Source organism: Bdellovibrio sp. 22V, assembly GCF_030169785.1.
GTDB lineage: Bacteria > Bdellovibrionota > Bdellovibrionia > Bdellovibrionales > Bdellovibrionaceae > Bdellovibrio.
Window position 1 is genome coordinate 565,829 of the sequence record NZ_CP125854.1, and the last position, 14,969, is coordinate 580,797.

At 47.4% G+C, this 14,969-nt stretch carries 15 protein-coding genes; 7 read left to right on the forward strand and 8 right to left on the reverse strand.

The genetic code is table 11. The features are described 5' to 3' along the window. Positions 1 to 15: 15 nt before the first annotated feature. Both QJS83_RS02805 and QJS83_RS02810 read left to right on the forward strand, forming a co-directional pair. Positions 16 to 537 carry a hypothetical protein gene (locus tag QJS83_RS02805; RefSeq protein WP_284607552.1) on the forward strand — a complete coding sequence of 174 codons (522 nt, stop codon included), beginning with the start codon at positions 16 to 18 and terminating at the stop codon, positions 535 to 537. A 110-nt stretch (positions 538 to 647) separates the two neighbouring features. Beyond that, positions 648 to 3,272, forward strand: a complete 2,625-nt coding sequence (locus QJS83_RS02810) for an RCC1 domain-containing protein (RefSeq protein ID WP_284607554.1) — start codon at positions 648 to 650, stop codon at positions 3,270 to 3,272. A gap of 35 nt (positions 3,273 to 3,307) precedes the next feature. Here the strand turns inward: QJS83_RS02810 and QJS83_RS02815 are convergent, their stop codons facing one another. After that, on the reverse strand, positions 3,308 to 4,546 hold the full coding sequence (locus QJS83_RS02815; RefSeq protein WP_284607556.1) for a M14 family metallopeptidase: 1,239 nt from the start codon (positions 4,544 to 4,546) through the stop codon (positions 3,308 to 3,310). Between the two features lie 113 nt (positions 4,547 to 4,659). On the opposite strand from QJS83_RS02815, the gene QJS83_RS02820 reads away from it, so the two are divergent. Beyond that, complete coding sequence (locus QJS83_RS02820) at positions 4,660 to 5,418, forward strand: TIGR02147 family protein (RefSeq protein WP_284607558.1); 759 nt, start codon at positions 4,660 to 4,662, stop codon at positions 5,416 to 5,418. Here the strand turns inward: QJS83_RS02820 and murB are convergent. The 4 genes from murB to QJS83_RS02840 form a co-directional block, all read right to left on the reverse strand. Continuing rightward, positions 5,405 to 6,418, reverse strand: a complete 1,014-nt coding sequence (gene murB / locus QJS83_RS02825) for a UDP-N-acetylmuramate dehydrogenase (protein WP_284607560.1) — start codon at positions 6,416 to 6,418, stop codon at positions 5,405 to 5,407. The two genes, QJS83_RS02820 and murB, sit on opposite strands and share 14 nt — an antisense overlap. Before the next feature lie 14 nt (positions 6,419 to 6,432). Then, positions 6,433 to 6,738 (reverse strand): PilZ domain-containing protein, encoded by a 306-nt coding sequence (locus QJS83_RS02830; protein ID WP_284607562.1) that lies wholly within the window; start codon positions 6,736 to 6,738, stop codon positions 6,433 to 6,435. A 101-nt stretch (positions 6,739 to 6,839) separates the two neighbouring features. Further along, entirely contained in the window at positions 6,840 to 7,349 is a 510-nt protein-coding gene (locus QJS83_RS02835; protein ID WP_284607563.1) for a dihydrofolate reductase, read from the reverse strand. Then, a complete protein-coding gene (locus tag QJS83_RS02840) occupies positions 7,346 to 8,140 on the reverse strand; it encodes a thymidylate synthase (RefSeq protein ID WP_284607565.1) in 795 nt (264 codons plus the stop codon). The genes QJS83_RS02835 and QJS83_RS02840 overlap by 4 nt, the downstream gene beginning before the upstream one ends. A 185-nt stretch (positions 8,141 to 8,325) precedes the next feature. Here QJS83_RS02840 and QJS83_RS02845 point away from each other — a divergent pair, with 185 nt between their 5' ends. Next, positions 8,326 to 9,027 (forward strand): pirin family protein, encoded by a 702-nt coding sequence (locus QJS83_RS02845; RefSeq protein ID WP_284607567.1) that lies wholly within the window; start codon positions 8,326 to 8,328, stop codon positions 9,025 to 9,027. Positions 9,028 to 9,050: 23 nt separating this feature from the next. Here QJS83_RS02845 and hpt read toward each other — a convergent pair whose 3' ends face one another. The 3 genes from hpt to QJS83_RS02860 are packed head-to-tail and all read right to left on the reverse strand — an operon-like array spanning position 9,051 to position 11,355. Further along, positions 9,051 to 9,581, reverse strand: a complete 531-nt coding sequence (hpt, locus tag QJS83_RS02850) for a hypoxanthine phosphoribosyltransferase (RefSeq protein ID WP_284607569.1) — start codon at positions 9,579 to 9,581, stop codon at positions 9,051 to 9,053. Between the two features lie 18 nt (positions 9,582 to 9,599). Continuing rightward, entirely contained in the window at positions 9,600 to 10,388 is a 789-nt protein-coding gene (locus tag QJS83_RS02855) for a uracil phosphoribosyltransferase (protein WP_284607570.1), read from the reverse strand. A gap of 13 nt (positions 10,389 to 10,401) precedes the next feature. After that, positions 10,402 to 11,355: a hypothetical protein gene (locus QJS83_RS02860; RefSeq protein WP_284607571.1), complete on the reverse strand. Its 954-nt coding sequence runs from the start codon at positions 11,353 to 11,355 to the stop codon at positions 10,402 to 10,404. A 194-nt stretch (positions 11,356 to 11,549) separates the two neighbouring features. Between QJS83_RS02860 and rsmH the strand changes: the two genes are divergently transcribed. From rsmH to QJS83_RS02875, 3 genes are read left to right on the forward strand one after another with little or no spacing between them, the layout of a single operon-like run. Beyond that, positions 11,550 to 12,536, forward strand: a complete 987-nt coding sequence (rsmH, locus tag QJS83_RS02865) for a 16S rRNA (cytosine(1402)-N(4))-methyltransferase RsmH (protein WP_284607573.1) — start codon at positions 11,550 to 11,552, stop codon at positions 12,534 to 12,536. Continuing rightward, positions 12,517 to 12,840: a histidine kinase gene (locus tag QJS83_RS02870; protein ID WP_284607575.1), complete on the forward strand. Its 324-nt coding sequence runs from the start codon at positions 12,517 to 12,519 to the stop codon at positions 12,838 to 12,840. Before rsmH ends, QJS83_RS02870 begins: the two co-directional genes overlap by 20 nt. A gap of 1 nt (position 12,841) precedes the next feature. Beyond that, positions 12,842 to 14,827, forward strand: a complete 1,986-nt coding sequence (locus tag QJS83_RS02875; RefSeq protein WP_284607577.1) for a penicillin-binding transpeptidase domain-containing protein — start codon at positions 12,842 to 12,844, stop codon at positions 14,825 to 14,827. Positions 14,828 to 14,969 lie beyond the last annotated feature (142 nt).

Sequence of the window (14,969 nt, forward strand, 5' to 3'; positions counted from 1 at the left end):
ATTCAAGGAGGGACTATGAAGTCACTGATGACTTTCTTGCTTGTCGTGGCACCCGCGATGGCTTTTTCACAAAACGTGGATTTCCGAGTGCAAAAAGAGGCTTACGTCATTCATGGAACCAGTACGAGCTGCATGGCTTATCGGGATGGATCACATCGCAAAGATATTGCCGCTCCTTACATCGATATTCCTGACATGACGATCGCGAACAGAAGTGGCAGTCCTTTTATTCCGGGACTTTTGAGCCTGCGTTTTACATCAAGCGTAGGATCATACGAATGCACTTATGTGGACTATGAACTTGAATCGCTGGGTCTACCTTTAAAAATGAAAAATAACGAGATTCTGGATCTTGGCTGCCCGATGAAATGCGGCGGTTTGCGTATCGGAAATCGTGAAATCGTTGAGGCGACAGTGGAACTTTTGGGCTACGTCGACGCTCCTGAAGGAGTGCTGCCCGTGAAGCTGCAAAAAAAGATGAAGATCATTGAAACTCGCGAATATCCCGCGCTCTTGGCGCCGGGAGTTTCACTTTAAATCTGGAGTCTCTGGATCAAAGAGGGAATGTTCTTTGCGAGAGAGCGTTCTTTGTTGAGGCATTAAAGGTAACTTAAATAATTTTTTTAGAACAGCCGATATAATACCCAATGAAACGCACTTATTTCGGTACTTTTTGGATTAGTGTTGTATTGGTTTGTCCTGGCTGTTTTGTCGACGTTCATTTAGAGAGTCAACGGGCCGGGGAGCTGGGTAAATTCGTAGTTATATCTCGTTCTGAGGCAACATCTGCTGCAAACAAAATTCCGTACGTTGAATTCGAAGTCAGTTTTTCAGAGGATATAAAGAGAAACACTCTCGAAACCAGCGATTTTGAAAATATCAACACGGGAACTCCCGTGGTCTGGGACCTTGAGGAGACTGCGGAATCAAAAAAATTCATACTCAAAGGATATGTCCACGGGGAAGCGGGGGAGTTAAGGCCTCGATTGCGGGAGAACTCCTTTGAGTGGAATGACGGAGTTATCAGCGACATTGCTTACTCGGGTGATGTGGCACAAATTTCGGCAACTTATGATTCCAATAAAGTGGCTTTGGGGTACGTTCATGGCTGCCGAGTTGATTCGCTTGGCGACGTCTATTGCTGGGGGGAAAATTACAGTGGCGCGGCGGGGCCGATTCCTGCGGGTTTTAATGTGTTTCGCCAACAAAGAATAACTACAAGTTCTATTCCCGGCAGTAAAAAATTTTTGGACATATCAGCAACGGAAGAAAGTATTACTATCGGCAGAACTGCTGACAGAAAAATCTATCAATGGGGTTCTGATTTTTCTGGCGCAGGTTTTCCGGCAAGTCAGGCGGATGTTCCAGTAGAGTTAGATCTCTCAGCCCTTAATGTCGGAGAGTTTCCAATCAGTCACGACGTCGGTTCTTGGAATACGAATCTATGTATTACCACCAATCAGGGCAGGGTCTTTTGTTCGGGGAGAAATGCCAACGGTGAAGTCGGTGATGGAACAAATACGGATGCGGCTTCACCTACCCTCATTAAGGTGGACCATATTTCGCCGTCTCCTTATTTTGTACAAGCGAACATCGGGGATGGTATTGCCTGTGCTTTGACTCGAGAAGGTAAGGCTTATTGCTGGGGGATATATGGAAATGTTACTGACGACGTGACGGCGACGCCATCTAACATTCCTATTGCTGTAAATACTTCGAACTTATTGCCTGAGGAGCGTTTTACAAGTCTACATGTGGGAGCGGGAAGAACCGTTTGCGGCCTGACGACAAAGGAACGTATTTTGTGTTGGGGAGAAAACAATGGCGGAGAGATGGGAAACGGCACCACAAATGTCAGTTATAATCCTACGCCCATGGACCTGTCTGGATTGTTATCGGATGAACATCCCGTGCTTGTGCATAGCTATTATTACCGGTCCTGTTTCACGACGAATAAATACAATCTATATTGTGTGGGGAGCAATTGGGATGGTTCGTTGGGGATTGGAAATGAAACCGACAGCTTGACTCCGACGAAAGTGGATTTTTCTGAATACGGTGCGCAGCAGATCGTAGCGATGAACGGGCACGAGGAAACCATGTGTGCCATTACCGCCAATGATGAGACCTATTGTTGGGGAGGATCCTATTATGGGTTGGTTGGAACCTTCGACAATGGAGCGCTGAATGAGATTGATACCAGCGATCTTGCGTTCGGAGTTTACTTTACCCAAGTCTCCGAAAGTTACAACCATGCGTGCGCTATCGACAACTTTAAGAAATTGTATTGCTGGGGAGGGAATGCCAATGGATCCTTGGGCACGGGTGATAAAGTGAACCGAGAAAAACCTGTTCTTGTGAATACAACAACTGTCGCGGGTTCGACGAATTTTATATCGGTTGTTGTAGGGGGAGTTACGACTTGTGCGGTAGCAGAAGACAATGAAGCCTATTGTTGGGGGAGCGGTTTTCTAGGAAATGGGCCTGCCGGTCAAAGCGATCTTCCCGTGCAAGTTAGTAAAACGAATCTTCCTGGAGGCGTCGGTTTTAAAAAAATCGCCGTATCTTCCTCGGGACCGGGAACATTCATGGCGTTGGGAACTGATGACAAACTGTACTGTTGGGGAAGTCCATTTTCCTATTTCTGTAATAGCGGAAGCAGTGAGGCGATTCCGATTTTAAAAAATTCGTCTGCTTTCTTAGATATTGATGCAATAGGAAATCAGATTGTGGCTATTCAAAGTGATTTTAGCATTAAATATTCGGGAGTGTTTCCCGAACCGGGTAGTGGCACTGTTAATTCGAGTTTGCAAACAGCCAGCTCTTCATTTGCGCATTCTGGTACTTTGACATCTATTCAGGCAGGCGGGTGTGTTTTAGACTCTGCCGGGGCGCTTGGATGTTGGGGCGCGGGAGGTATCGCATCGTCCACGGTATCCAATTTTTCTTTTAGCTCTCTTTCAGGATCACAGGTCGTATTACAACACCGAGCGGATTACAGCCGTTGGGACTTGGGATGCGCGATCATGGCTGATTCTAAAGTGGCTTGTTGGGGCAATGCAAAGCAGGGGTTCAATGGCGTCAGTGGCGGTGTGATTGGGCCGACATATGTTGATACTTCCTCCGTGGTTGTGGGCTTTACTCCGACGACCCTTGAAGTGGGAAGTAATGTGTTAATAGCAACTCAGCAAGGAAAGCTGTATTGTATGGGAAGTTGCAATTTTGGTATACCTCAGTATAAACCTAAAAAAATTCTGCCTTCTGCTCAATGAGCGAAACCCCGCGGACTTTGCCGCGGGGAGTTTCATTAAGGTCTAAAGATCGGTCCGTTTCCTTGTTCTAACACGCGATAGGGATTGTCTGCGTGGTCGATCAAGTAAAGCACCGGCTCTAAATTCTTTCTTTGCACTTCCGGAATCACATCCGCGCCGGGATAGAAACCGCCTGATCCCCAGCCGCTATTTGCGGGATCAAGTTCGAAAGTGAAAGAGATGATTTTATGATCTCCGTAAGACCAATCTGTGGTATCACCGCTGGCAATGTAAAGTTCAGAGGACTGTTGTGGAGTGTAACCGTTCCACTCAGCCATTTTGCGCGCCATCACTTCGTGGACTTGTTTATCACGAGTGTTGGAGATGCCTTCATACACATGACCCCATGGATACAGAATCAATTGGGAGAACGTGTGGAAGGACAGAAGGATGGTGATATTTTCGTGGCTTTCCACATACTTTTTAATGGCCTGAGTTTCAGGCTCACTGAAAGCTTGAGGTCCGCGGTAAGTGTCGCTGCTAGGGTTTGTGCTTGCGCCGCCGCCGCCCCAGCCGTACGAGTAATTGCGGTTCAAGTCGACACCGTAAGTTCCATTGCTGTTACGGGTGCGATTTTTTCTCCACGATTTATAACTGCCTGTCGAAATATCGTACTCCGCGCCGTCAGGATTCACGACTGGAATCATGTGAATGTCACGAGTGTTAACCAGGCGTTGAACGCGGGGATTGCCGCTTGTGTATTCTTTCAAAAGATATTCGATGTAGTAAAGCGGAAGCTCAATCGACAAGTGTTCGCGAGCATGATGTCCGCCCATGAAAATCACCGCTGGCAAAGTCTCTGCTTGCGCCAAGTTTCCAGAGATACGAACCGCCCAGATGTCGCGGCCTTCCACGGTTTTGCCGATCGAAGACATTTGCGAAATGTTCGCGTATTGGTTTGTCAAAGCGCGAAGCTTGTCCGTCATTTCAGCGTAGTTGTGATAAGCCGAATCCTTCGCGGGAAAATCCATTTCCGCCGTCATCGGGAAGCTGACTTCAACCAAGCCCAGCTCTTGCAGTTCGTTCATTTCTTCCAAAGAACCCAGCGCCGTGACGAAGTCTTCGCGAGTGGTTTCAATCGCGACACCCGTATTAGCGATCAACGATCTTTCGAACTTGTCCTTCGCACGAAGTTTCATCCAGTATTGCGTGCTATCGACCGAGTTGGCATTGTGAAACGGCAGAACTCCCAAGGCCATAAAGCCTGCGAGCGCCACCCATTTAGTGATTTTCATATAACCCCTCCTTGGGTCCTGACAAAAGTCAGACAATGGTTTATTTTGATAAGGATTCATGTTGAGGTACAGTCTTTAGTCTGTCTGCCAAGTCCAAGGTCTAGGAGCTTTTAATGGCTGATTCAGTAGGTCAGTTTCTGAAAGAGAAATTTAGTGAAATGCAACAGCGCAACCCGCGTTTTTCTTTGCGCTCATTTGCCGCAAAGGTGGGGATTTCCGCGGGACGCATGAATGAGCTCATTCATGACAAACGGGCCCTCAGCGATTTCTATGCAGAGAAGATCACAATCGCACTCGGTTTGAATTTACAGGAAAAAAGACGTCTGTATTCCTTCATCAGCACGAAGGCGCGCAAGGTGCACAGCGTGCGCAAACTGACTCGTGAAGAAGGTCTGTCCGTAAGATGTTGGGAAAATCTGGCGATCTTAAGCCTGCTTCGCACCGACGACTTCGAGCCCAGCTTCGAATGGATTGCCGAGCGCCTCAATGTTTCAGTCGAACGAGTGGAGGAATGTTTCGATATTCTCCAGCAGCATCAACTGGTGAAAGTCGGTAATGGCACCATCGAAAGAAATTCTTCGCGAGTGGTGGCGACAGCTACCAAAGACACTGTTCATCATGAACGTCTAAAGATGGAAAAATCCATGGAAGCGATGGCCCACGTCGCGCCGATTTATCGCAATCATTCTGCCGTCACGGTCGCGACAACGCCTGAAAAAATCAAAGAAGCCAACGAGAAAATCAAAGAATTCCGCCGCAAGCTTGCTGACTTTTTGGAGGATGGTCCGAAAACGGAAGTTTACAGTTTGACGATCAACTTGTTCCCGCTGACGGATCTTCGTATTGAAGGCGGAAAAGTTACCAACGAATAGGTTCGGCTTCGATTTCAACACCGAAAAGATTTTTAACGTCACCGGAAACTTGCTGCGCGAGTTTCCACACATCGTCCGCGGAAGCGCCGCCATGATTGACAAGCACTAAAGCTTGCTTTTCATACATGCCGACAGGTCCCAGCTTTTTACCCTTCCAGCCGGCGCGATCAATCAACCAACCTGCCGCCAGTTTGAATTGCTCTGTTTGATAAGGAAAGCTGATAAGGTCAGGATGTTTTAAAAGCAAAGTTTCGCGCATCGCTTTTGATACGATCGGATTCTTAAAGAAACTTCCCGCATTGCCAATCATTTTTGGATCGGGGAGTTTGCTTTGGCGGATATTAATCACGGCTTGCGAGATTGTTCGTGGCGTGGTTTCCCACTGATGTCTTTCGATTTCTTTGCGAATATCGCCGTACTCCAAATGCAGCACGTTCTTTTTTGGCAGACGGAAAGTCACATCCCAAATCAGATATTTTCCCGCGGCTTCTTGTTTGAAAACGCTGTCACGGTAAGCGAAACGGCACTCTTTGTTGGAAAAAGTTTTATTCTCTCCAGATTGCAGATCCAGGCAGTTCACTTCCCATAATGTGTCTTTCACTTCAACGCCGTAAGCGCCGATGTTTTGGATCGGAGCCGCACCGACAGTTCCGGGAATCAAAGAAAGATTCTCAAGTCCCCAGTAACCCTGCTGCAGAGTCCATTGTACGAAGTCGTGCCAGGTTTCTCCGCCTTGTGCGCGCACGTACCAATAGTCACGGTCTTCATGAAGAAGCTCGCGACCTTGCTGGCCCACTTTGACAACAAGCCCGCGCACCAAAGAAGGCAGCACAAGATTGCTTCCACCGCCAAGAATATTCCAGGGCATTTTTCGGAGAGTCGAATCATTCAGAAGAGAACGCAAATCATCCGGCGTATGCAGTTCTGCGAAGTGCTCGGCACGCGAGCGCAACTGCAACGTGTTTAATGGACTAAGATCTGTGTTCGTCTGGATTTTCATTAAGGAGCATTTTATTAGAAGCCGCTGCTTTTAGCCATCATTCTTTCAAGAACTTCGTCTTTGTTAATAAAACATATGCCAAGTCCCAAACCTTTACTCCATACCACCTCCGCAGCGATATTGTGCGTACGGCGTAAGGATTTGAGGTTGACCGTCATATTTAACAAATCGCCTTTTTGTGGAACGTAATCGCCTTGCGCGACTTCCAGAAAGGCTCCAGTCTGTGACAGGTTTTTAAGATTAGCAACGAGAGTTCCAATGTGGCCATAGACTTCGATCTGAGCTGTCTCTTTTGTTTGATAGCGTTTTGCTGTGCTCATGGCCACTCCAAGAATCGTGTCTTAACTCTATTCTCGGAGAGAAAATCGCGTTCGTAGAGTCCAATTTACAGCATTCTCATTTTGGGACTGAATTCTGGACTCTATTTGCGAACGTACGTAAGAAATGAAAAAGGAATAGGCGATTCGACATCACGACGTTGCGTAAGAGTGAACAGATTTTCGTCGATTTCAGGATAATACGTATCGCCCGGAAACTCGCGGTGGATAAGGGTGAGATAGATTTTATCCGTCATCGGCATGGCCTGTTTATAGATTTCTCCGCCACCAATGATGAAGACTTCCTCGCCCCATTTGCCAGTCAAAGGCTTTGCGTGAGCAACCGCTTCCTCAATGGAAGAAACGAAAACCACAGGGCTGCTTTCCGTTGACGGAAAGCGGTGCTTGGAAGGATCGCGAGTCACCACAATGTGATAGCGATTGGGCAGAGCACGTCCTTTGAAAGAATCAAAAGTTTTTCTTCCCATAATCATGATGTGACCCTTGGTGGTTTCGCGGAAAAACTTCATATCCTCGGGAAGATTCCAAGGCAGATCTCCTTGAGCTCCGATAACACGGTTTTGCGAGCAAGCCACCACGTGAGTCAAAATCATACCGCCACCTCAGCTTTGATTGCAGGGTGTGGGTCGTAGCCAACGATCTCGATATCTTCGTAAGTGAAGTCGAAAAGATTTTTCTTCGCCGGATTCAATTTCAACTGCGGCAAAGGACGGAAGTCGCGGGTAAGCTGCAATTTCGCTTGTTCCAAGTGATTCAGATACAAGTGTGCATCACCGAGGGTGTGAACAAAGTCTCCCACTTGCAAATCGCAAACTTGCGCGATCATGTGCGTGAGAAGAGCATAACTTGCGATATTAAACGGAACGCCCAGGAAAATATCCGCGCTTCTCTGATAAAGCTGACAAGAAAGTTTTCCGTCGGCCACATAAAACTGGAAGAACGCATGACAAGGTGGCAAAGCCATTTTGTCGACGTCGCCAGGATTGAAAGCCACAACCAACAAACGGCGCGAATTCGGATTTTTTTTGATTTGCTCAACAACGTTTGTGATTTGATCGATGGTACGACCGTCCGCTGTTTCCCACGAACGCCATTGTTTCCCGTAAACGGGACCCAAGTCGCCATTCTCATCCGCCCACTCGTCCCAGATCGTCACTTTATTGTCGTGAAGATATTTGATGTTGGTGTCGCCTTTGAGGAACCACAAAAGCTCATGAAAGATTGAGCGCGTATGCAATTTTTTAGTCGTCAAAAGAGGAAAACCTTCCTGCAAATTGTAGCGCATTTGATAGCCGAACATGGAAATCGTGCCGGTTCCGGTGCGGTCTTCTTTTTTAACTCCGTGCTCAAGAACGGTTTTAATCAGATCATGGTATTGTTTCATGGAATCTCCTCCTCAGAGGTGACGCTCCTAAAGAAGGGGAGCGTGTTCTTTAGCATTTTATTGGAGCTTCCTTTTTTGTCTATGCAAATAACCCGTTTCCGCTCGGTGTCGCTCCCAGAAATCATAGGATTTGTTTTTGACATGCTTAGGCATGAGGCGGAGTCTGATCTGAGTAGGGGGTTCTTATGCTCAGTGTGCGCAAATCGGAGGATCGTGGCTATGCGGAATTCGGGGGGTGGCTGAAATCTCATCACACGTTTTCGTTCAGCGATTATTACGACCCTCAGTTTATGGGCTTTCGCGACTTACGCGTCATCAACCAGGATTGGATTAAGAAGGGTTCTGGTTTTCCCGCGCATCCTCATCGCGATATGGAAATCATCACCTACGTTTTAAAAGGCACCGTCGAGCATAAAGATAGCTTGGGGAATACGGGGCAAATCAAAGCCGGAGAAATTCAGACCATGCACGCGGGCACAGGTATTCGCCATAGTGAATACAATCCTTCGCCTGACGAAGACCTTGAGCTTTTCCAGATCTGGGTTATGCCGAGTGTGTCAGGAGCTCAACCTGGGTACACACAGCAAGCTTTCACACGTGAAGAAAAGTTGAATCACTTTAAGCTGATGGTTTCGCAAGACGGTCGCGAGGGCAGTCAAAAAATCAATCAGGATGTCGACATTTACGCCGCTGTTTTTGCAGAAGGTTTTTCACAAGACTTCCCGCTGCGCCCGGGACGGGGAGCGTGGCTGCAATTGGCGGAGGGCGAACTCGAGGTTAACGGGAAGACATTAAAATCAGGCGACGGCGTCGCAATTCAAGATGAAAAAGTTTTGAATATTAAGGCAAAAAAAGAGACCGAATTTTTACTCTTCGATCTCCGATAAAAAATCAACGGGTACTTTTTTATTTATTGGAAGTTTTGTACTTGCGCGATGTACGGAAGGTTTCTGTAGTAACCTTGGTAATCCAAACCGTAACCGACAACGAAATCGTTTGGAATTCTGAAACCTACGTGATCGATTTCGCATTTCACTTTCAAAGCATCTGGCTTTTCAAGAAGAGCGATTGTTGTCAGGCTCTTTGGTTTGCGTGAAAGGATTGAGTTTTTCAAGTAGTTCATTGTCAAACCTGTGTCGATGATGTCTTCAACCAGGACGACGTGGCAGTTTTCAACAGGGCTTGCCAAATCCAAAGTCACTTTCACTTCGCCGGAAGAAGACGTGCCGCCATGGTAAGAAGAAACGCCGAAGAATTCGCAAGTGATGTCGGCGTTGATGTTGCGGATCAAGTCAGAGTAGAACATGAACGAACCTTTAAGCACACAAACTGCGACCACTTTCTCGTTTTTGAATTTCTTAGAAAGCGTCTCGCCCAACTCTTTCACTTTTTGCTGAATTTGTTCTTCGGTGATGTAGGGTTTAAGAGTTAGATTTGTCATAGCCTGTTCTCCGTCTTCTTACACGAAAGAGTTGTTCATAATCTCGCCGAAACCGCCGCCGCCGGGAACGATGTACTGTTTGTCGTTCAGACCGCGTTCTTGATCCCAATACTGTCCGGGAGTTGCCTCTAAAACTGCCTGAGGAGATAGTCCTCGGTCAAGCCTTAAGGCATAGATTACGACCTCGGGGTGTGCAGTGAGAACATTCTTCAAATACTCTGGCGTCACGATCAAATTAAGCGCGATAAACTTCTTTGCGGGACCTGCGATGTGGGTCTTATAGTGGTCCACTGCCGTCACCATGGTATTCCCTGTGGCTCCCATGGGGTCAGGAAAGATGACATGAGCGTCTTTGACGTCGCCGCCAATTTTCATGCCCCCAAACTCGGCGCCCGTGACCTTGTCTTTGCTGTTTGTCACGCGCGCCGCAAAGATATGATCCTGCCGAACATTGGGAGCGGCTAAAGCAAAGTGCAGAAAGTTGTAACAGATGTGGCTGGGGTAAGTTCCGGCGCGCGCCAAGTTGACGCTGACAGCTTTTTGCTTTGCTGAAACACGTTGGCCGTGAAGTTTCTGATCAGGGTGAACTTCGGTCATACGCGTGTCTTGCGTGAAGTCTTCAATGTCGAACTCGTTATTCAGTGTGATGGAAATCAAATGCGTATAAAGAACTTCGACAATGCGATTGATCTCCGGTTGAAAAGTCTGTGGAGAACAAAGCTGCGCAAGGAGTCCATTCAGGAACGGACTTTCAATAAGATGTACTTGAGGGCCGTAGTGGTGCCTCAACTCTTGTTGGAATGCCATAGTGGTTTTGTCCTTAGTTGCCTTTTTCGAACTCGATGAAAATCACAAATTCGCTTTCACCAGCGCGGAATTGCGGTGAACGCAAGATTTTATAAATATCCACCGAAGTCAGTTCATCATCATTTTCAAGATTCGACTGAGGAGGCATGACGCCAGACATGAAGAAGCCGGTTTCGCCGCCGATTTCAAAGATGGCGGGGAAGGATTTTCTTTGGATTTCAAATTGACCGTTCGGACCCATTTCACGCCACGTTCTTTGGATCTCCAAGTTACCGCGCAGATTGTTGGCATCCATCTCATTCAGTTCAAAGAAAGTCGTGTGACCGATTTCAATGGAAAGATCGCGACGGTCTTTCCAGCCGTAAAACCATTGCAAGGATTTTGCGCGGTCTAAAGCGCGCTCTTCTTTGTGCAAGATTTTAATCTGCGGGCCCTGCAGATTTTTGCTGATATTCGGAAGAATGCCGGCAGAGTAATCGTTGAAATTCATGAACTGACCGGTCGAGCGGCTGGCATCAACGATCGCGTTTAAGCGACCACGTCCTACCTCGGCATAGTAAACGACAAGATGAGGCGCGTGGAGTTTTGCAACGGAACGCTCTTTTGTCTTGTCATCAGAAGCCGCTGCCGGTGTCGGGGATCCCGCAGCCGTAGGCGCCGCCACCTTGTAAGCGTTCATCACTCCGTCGGCGGCGTCACTTGGAGCTTCAGGGGTTTGCGAAGCTTGATCGGCGGTCGGTAGTGATTCCTCTGATGCCGCAAAAGTTTCAGAAGGTCCGCCCGAAGTGGAATTGATTTGCACCGTGGACTTGAGATAACTCACGCGACGTTCAAGATTCTGCTGTCCTTTTTGATAAAGGCTGACGCCGACACCGCCCGCGACAACAACAAGCAGAGATAACTGAATAAGCGGATTACCAAAAAATCTTTTCCAAGCGGGAGGAGTCGCAGGCTTAAACGTCTCCATGTCCACGCCACACTGAGCGCAGTACTTGTCTTTAGGTTGTTGAAAACCACAGCGGGGACAGTTGATTAACATCGAAATTCAAATCCTTTTAAATTTTCGAAAGAGCCTTAAAAATAGACTAAAGCAAAGCGGCTTGACCCACAATAGAATAAAATGAATATTACAGCGAAGGGTCTGTTGAAAGAGCGTGGTGAATGAAAAAGTATAAGCCGAAATCCGGTGAGCGCATTGAAATTGAAGAAGAAATCGTACCGCCGAAAGTCGAGCTTCCTTTCGAGTTTTCTCCTGAACACTATCCGGTTTTGCTTCAAGAAGTCCTCGCGGCTTTTTATCCTTTGCGCGAGAAAAAAGAACTTCATTACTTCGACGGCACTTTCGGAAGAGGCGGCCACTACTCCGCTGTCAAATTCGCTTACCCCCAGATCAAAGCCACGGTCATGGACCAAGATCTAGCTGCGGTGGCCTTCGCGAAAGAGCGCTTCAAGACGGAAGTCGAGCAGGGCCAGTTAAATGTAATACATGGAAACTTCTCACAGTTTTCGGAACACAATCTGAAAAACTTTGATATGATGCTCTTAGATCTAGGTGTGAGTTCACCGCAATTGGACCAGGCGGAACGAGGCTTTAGTTTTTATCACGATGGCCCCCTAGATATGCGAATGAATCAGCAGCAAGGTTTGACAGCTGAGGTGCTTGTGAATACGGCAACAGAGGACGATCTCATTCGAATCTTCAAAGAGTACGGCGAAGTCCATCGTCCGTCTCGCGTTGTGCGTGCGATCGTGAACGATCGTAAAACAAAAGCATTTCAAACAACCAAACAACTTGCAGGGCTTATTGAGCGTGTGGATGGCTGGCAGATTAAAGGTCATCATCCTGCGACGAAATATTTTATGGCTCTGCGCTTGGCTGTGAATTCAGAACTGGAAGTGGTGGCGGAAGCGTTGCCTGCAATGATTAAAGCTCTGAATCCAAAGGGCCGTCTTGCAGTGATCACCTTTCACTCGCTTGAAGATCGTATTGTTAAAAATATCTTCCGCGATTCAGAAGATTTGGGAAGACCTGTGAATAAGAAAGTGATTGTTCCCACTCAGGAAGAGTGTGACAAAAATTCTCGCTCGCGCTCAGCGAAGTTGAGAATATTCGAGAGGAGTGCTCAGGATGAGCTCAGAGAACTTTAGGCAGCTAAAACCTTTCTTTAGTATTTTACTTATCATTGCGACTTTATTTTCCATCGTCTTCCTGCAAATGGAAGAACGCCGCATGGGTTACAGCGTCCTTAAGCTCACTCGTGAATACAAAAAAGTGAACGAAGAGAAACGCAGCAAGGAAATCGCTTTGGCGAAAATCACGCGCCCGCAGTTGCTGGATACGATGGCGCAGCAAAAATTCACGCTTAAAAAAGTTCAAGCCAATCAAATCATTCATTTGAGCGGCACGATGTCGGAAGAAGTGAAAGCAGACGCGACAAAAAAGGATCTGTAGTTTGAAATCACGTATTGTTATCATTTTCGTTGGTATTTTGGTTCTTTGGTCCGCTTTGATTTTGCGTGCGGGATATCTGCAGTTCTTGCCGAACGACCGTTTGAATTCTTTGCAAAACAGACAGTTTCAAACCAAGGTGACGTTGCAGGCGCGTCGCGGAGCTATCGTCGACAGCAATGGCCGTGATCTTGCGATGTCAGCGGCTGCATATTCTTTGTATGCGGATCCGAAAATTTTAGAGAATCGCAAAACTGTCGCAAAAAAATTGGCGAAGGTTTTAAATCAGTCTTATGAATCCGTTTACGCGAAGATCAAAGATGGCAACCGCCGTTTCGTATGGATTCACCGCATGCTCGATCAGGAGAAAGCAAACGAAATTAAGTCTTGGGATCTTCGCGGTCTGTCTTTCGTTGAAGAATGGCGTCGCGTTTATCCGAATGAAACTTTGCTCGCCCAAACTTTGGGTTTCTTGGGAATCGAAGGTCAGGGCCTTGAAGGTTTAGAGCTTGGTTACAACCAAACTCTTGCGGGTAATCAAAAGAAAATGTCCGTGAAAAGAGATGCGCGAGGTCGCCCTCTTATTAACGACGGTTTGATGTTCATTGAAAATCCCGAAGGCAGCGAGTTGCATCTGACGGTGGATTCCGAACTGCAATACCGTTTGGAAAGCGAACTTGCGAATGCGGTTTCCACTTTCGAAGCGGATCACGCGGTGGGTGTTGTGTTGGATGCGAAAACCTCGGCGGTTTTGGCTTTGGCTTCGGCGCCAACGTTTGATGTGAATAAAGCGATGAAGGCCCCTGCAGAGTATCGCCGCAATAAAATCGTCACGGATGTTTTTGAGCCAGGTTCGACAATGAAGACGTTTGTTATTGCGTCGGCGTTGCGTGACGGTTTGATTCAACCGAATTCAAAGTTCTATTGTGAAAAAGGCAGCTTCAAAGTCGGCGACCGTATTATTCGTGAAGCCGAGACAAAAGAAAAATTTGAAGATTTGACTGTTTCAGAAATTCTCGCGGTTTCCTCCAACGTAGGAACGACGAAGATCGCTTTCAAAATGGGCGCGGATCGTTTGCGCCAAGGTCTTCTTGATTTTGGTTTCGGGCAAAGATCCGGTGTAGATCTTCCCGGTGAAGCGCGCGGAATGGTGCAAGCTCTTCCTTGGCGCCAGCATTTGCTCAGCAATATTTCTTTCGGTCACGGGATTTCTTCGACTCCTTTGCAAGTAGCAAATGCTTTTGCGGCGATCGCGAACGGCGGAGTTTTGAATACACCTTATATCGTCAAAGCCATTCGCGATTCTGAAACGGGCGAGCTTGTTGAAACTCAGGCGAAACCCATCCGTCGCGTGTTGAGTGCCGAGCAAGCCGCGCAAATGCGTGCGATGCTTGTTGGAGTCACAACGAAAGGTGGAACAGGTATCAACGCCCGCGTTGAAGGTTTTATGGTGGGTGGAAAAACGGGAACTGCGCAAAAAGTAAATCCAAACGGCCGTGGTTATCTTCGTGGCGCTTACATTTCTAGCTTCGGCGGATTTATTCCTGCGAACGATCCGAAGTTTGTGATCTACGTAGCGTTGGATTCTCCGAAAAAAGGTTATTATGGCAGTACGGTCGCGGCGCCGATCTTTTCGCGCATTGCTTCGTATGCAGTTCGTAAAGAGGGTATTGCGCCTTTACAAATGGCCGAAGAATCAACAAGCAATATTAAGAACCGTAAAGTAGCTTCCGAAACAAAGGCGGTAAAAAAGCCAGCCACTCCTGCGAAATCACTCTTGACCGCTGAGGAGCTGGATAAAGTCACGACGGTGTCGACGGGCGAAACGGTTCCGAACCTTATGAACCTGACAACTCGTGAAGTTCTTCGTCGCGTAAACGGACAAGATATCAAAGTAAAGTTTGTCGGTCAGGGGACAGTCAGCGAGATCGTTCCCGACGTGGGCTCGCAACTTCCAGAGAGTAAAGAAATCACCGTCATCATGAAATAATTTGCGAATACCGGATCTCCTTTGCGAAAGAGGAGATCTTTTCGCGAGTCAAACATTTGCTATGCCTTCGCCAGGGAGCGTAAGGTGCCTTTTTTTCGGAATCTTATTGCTCTCGCTAACTCCTTGAAAGAAAGTGGCGGGT

Coding starts and splice junctions, on each gene's coding strand:
- QJS83_RS02805 (WP_284607552.1), top strand. CDS start 16: ATGAAGTCACTGATGACTTTCTTGCTTGTCGTGGCACCCGCGATGGCT.
- QJS83_RS02810 (WP_284607554.1), top strand. CDS start 648: ATGAAACGCACTTATTTCGGTACTTTTTGGATTAGTGTTGTATTGGTT.
- QJS83_RS02815 (WP_284607556.1), bottom strand. CDS start 4,546: ATGAAAATCACTAAATGGGTGGCGCTCGCAGGCTTTATGGCCTTGGGA.
- QJS83_RS02820 (WP_284607558.1), top strand. CDS start 4,660: ATGGCTGATTCAGTAGGTCAGTTTCTGAAAGAGAAATTTAGTGAAATG.
- murB (WP_284607560.1), bottom strand. CDS start 6,418: ATGAAAATCCAGACGAACACAGATCTTAGTCCATTAAACACGTTGCAG.
- QJS83_RS02830 (WP_284607562.1), bottom strand. CDS start 6,738: ATGAGCACAGCAAAACGCTATCAAACAAAAGAGACAGCTCAGATCGAA.
- QJS83_RS02835 (WP_284607563.1), bottom strand. CDS start 7,349: ATGATTTTGACTCACGTGGTGGCTTGCTCGCAAAACCGTGTTATCGGA.
- QJS83_RS02840 (WP_284607565.1), bottom strand. CDS start 8,140: ATGAAACAATACCATGATCTGATTAAAACCGTTCTTGAGCACGGAGTT.
- QJS83_RS02845 (WP_284607567.1), top strand. CDS start 8,326: ATGCTCAGTGTGCGCAAATCGGAGGATCGTGGCTATGCGGAATTCGGG.
- hpt (WP_284607569.1), bottom strand. CDS start 9,581: ATGACAAATCTAACTCTTAAACCCTACATCACCGAAGAACAAATTCAG.
- QJS83_RS02855 (WP_284607570.1), bottom strand. CDS start 10,388: ATGGCATTCCAACAAGAGTTGAGGCACCACTACGGCCCTCAAGTACAT.
- QJS83_RS02860 (WP_284607571.1), bottom strand. CDS start 11,355: ATGGAGACGTTTAAGCCTGCGACTCCTCCCGCTTGGAAAAGATTTTTT.
- rsmH (WP_284607573.1), top strand. CDS start 11,550: ATGAAAAAGTATAAGCCGAAATCCGGTGAGCGCATTGAAATTGAAGAA.
- QJS83_RS02870 (WP_284607575.1), top strand. CDS start 12,517: ATGAGCTCAGAGAACTTTAGGCAGCTAAAACCTTTCTTTAGTATTTTA.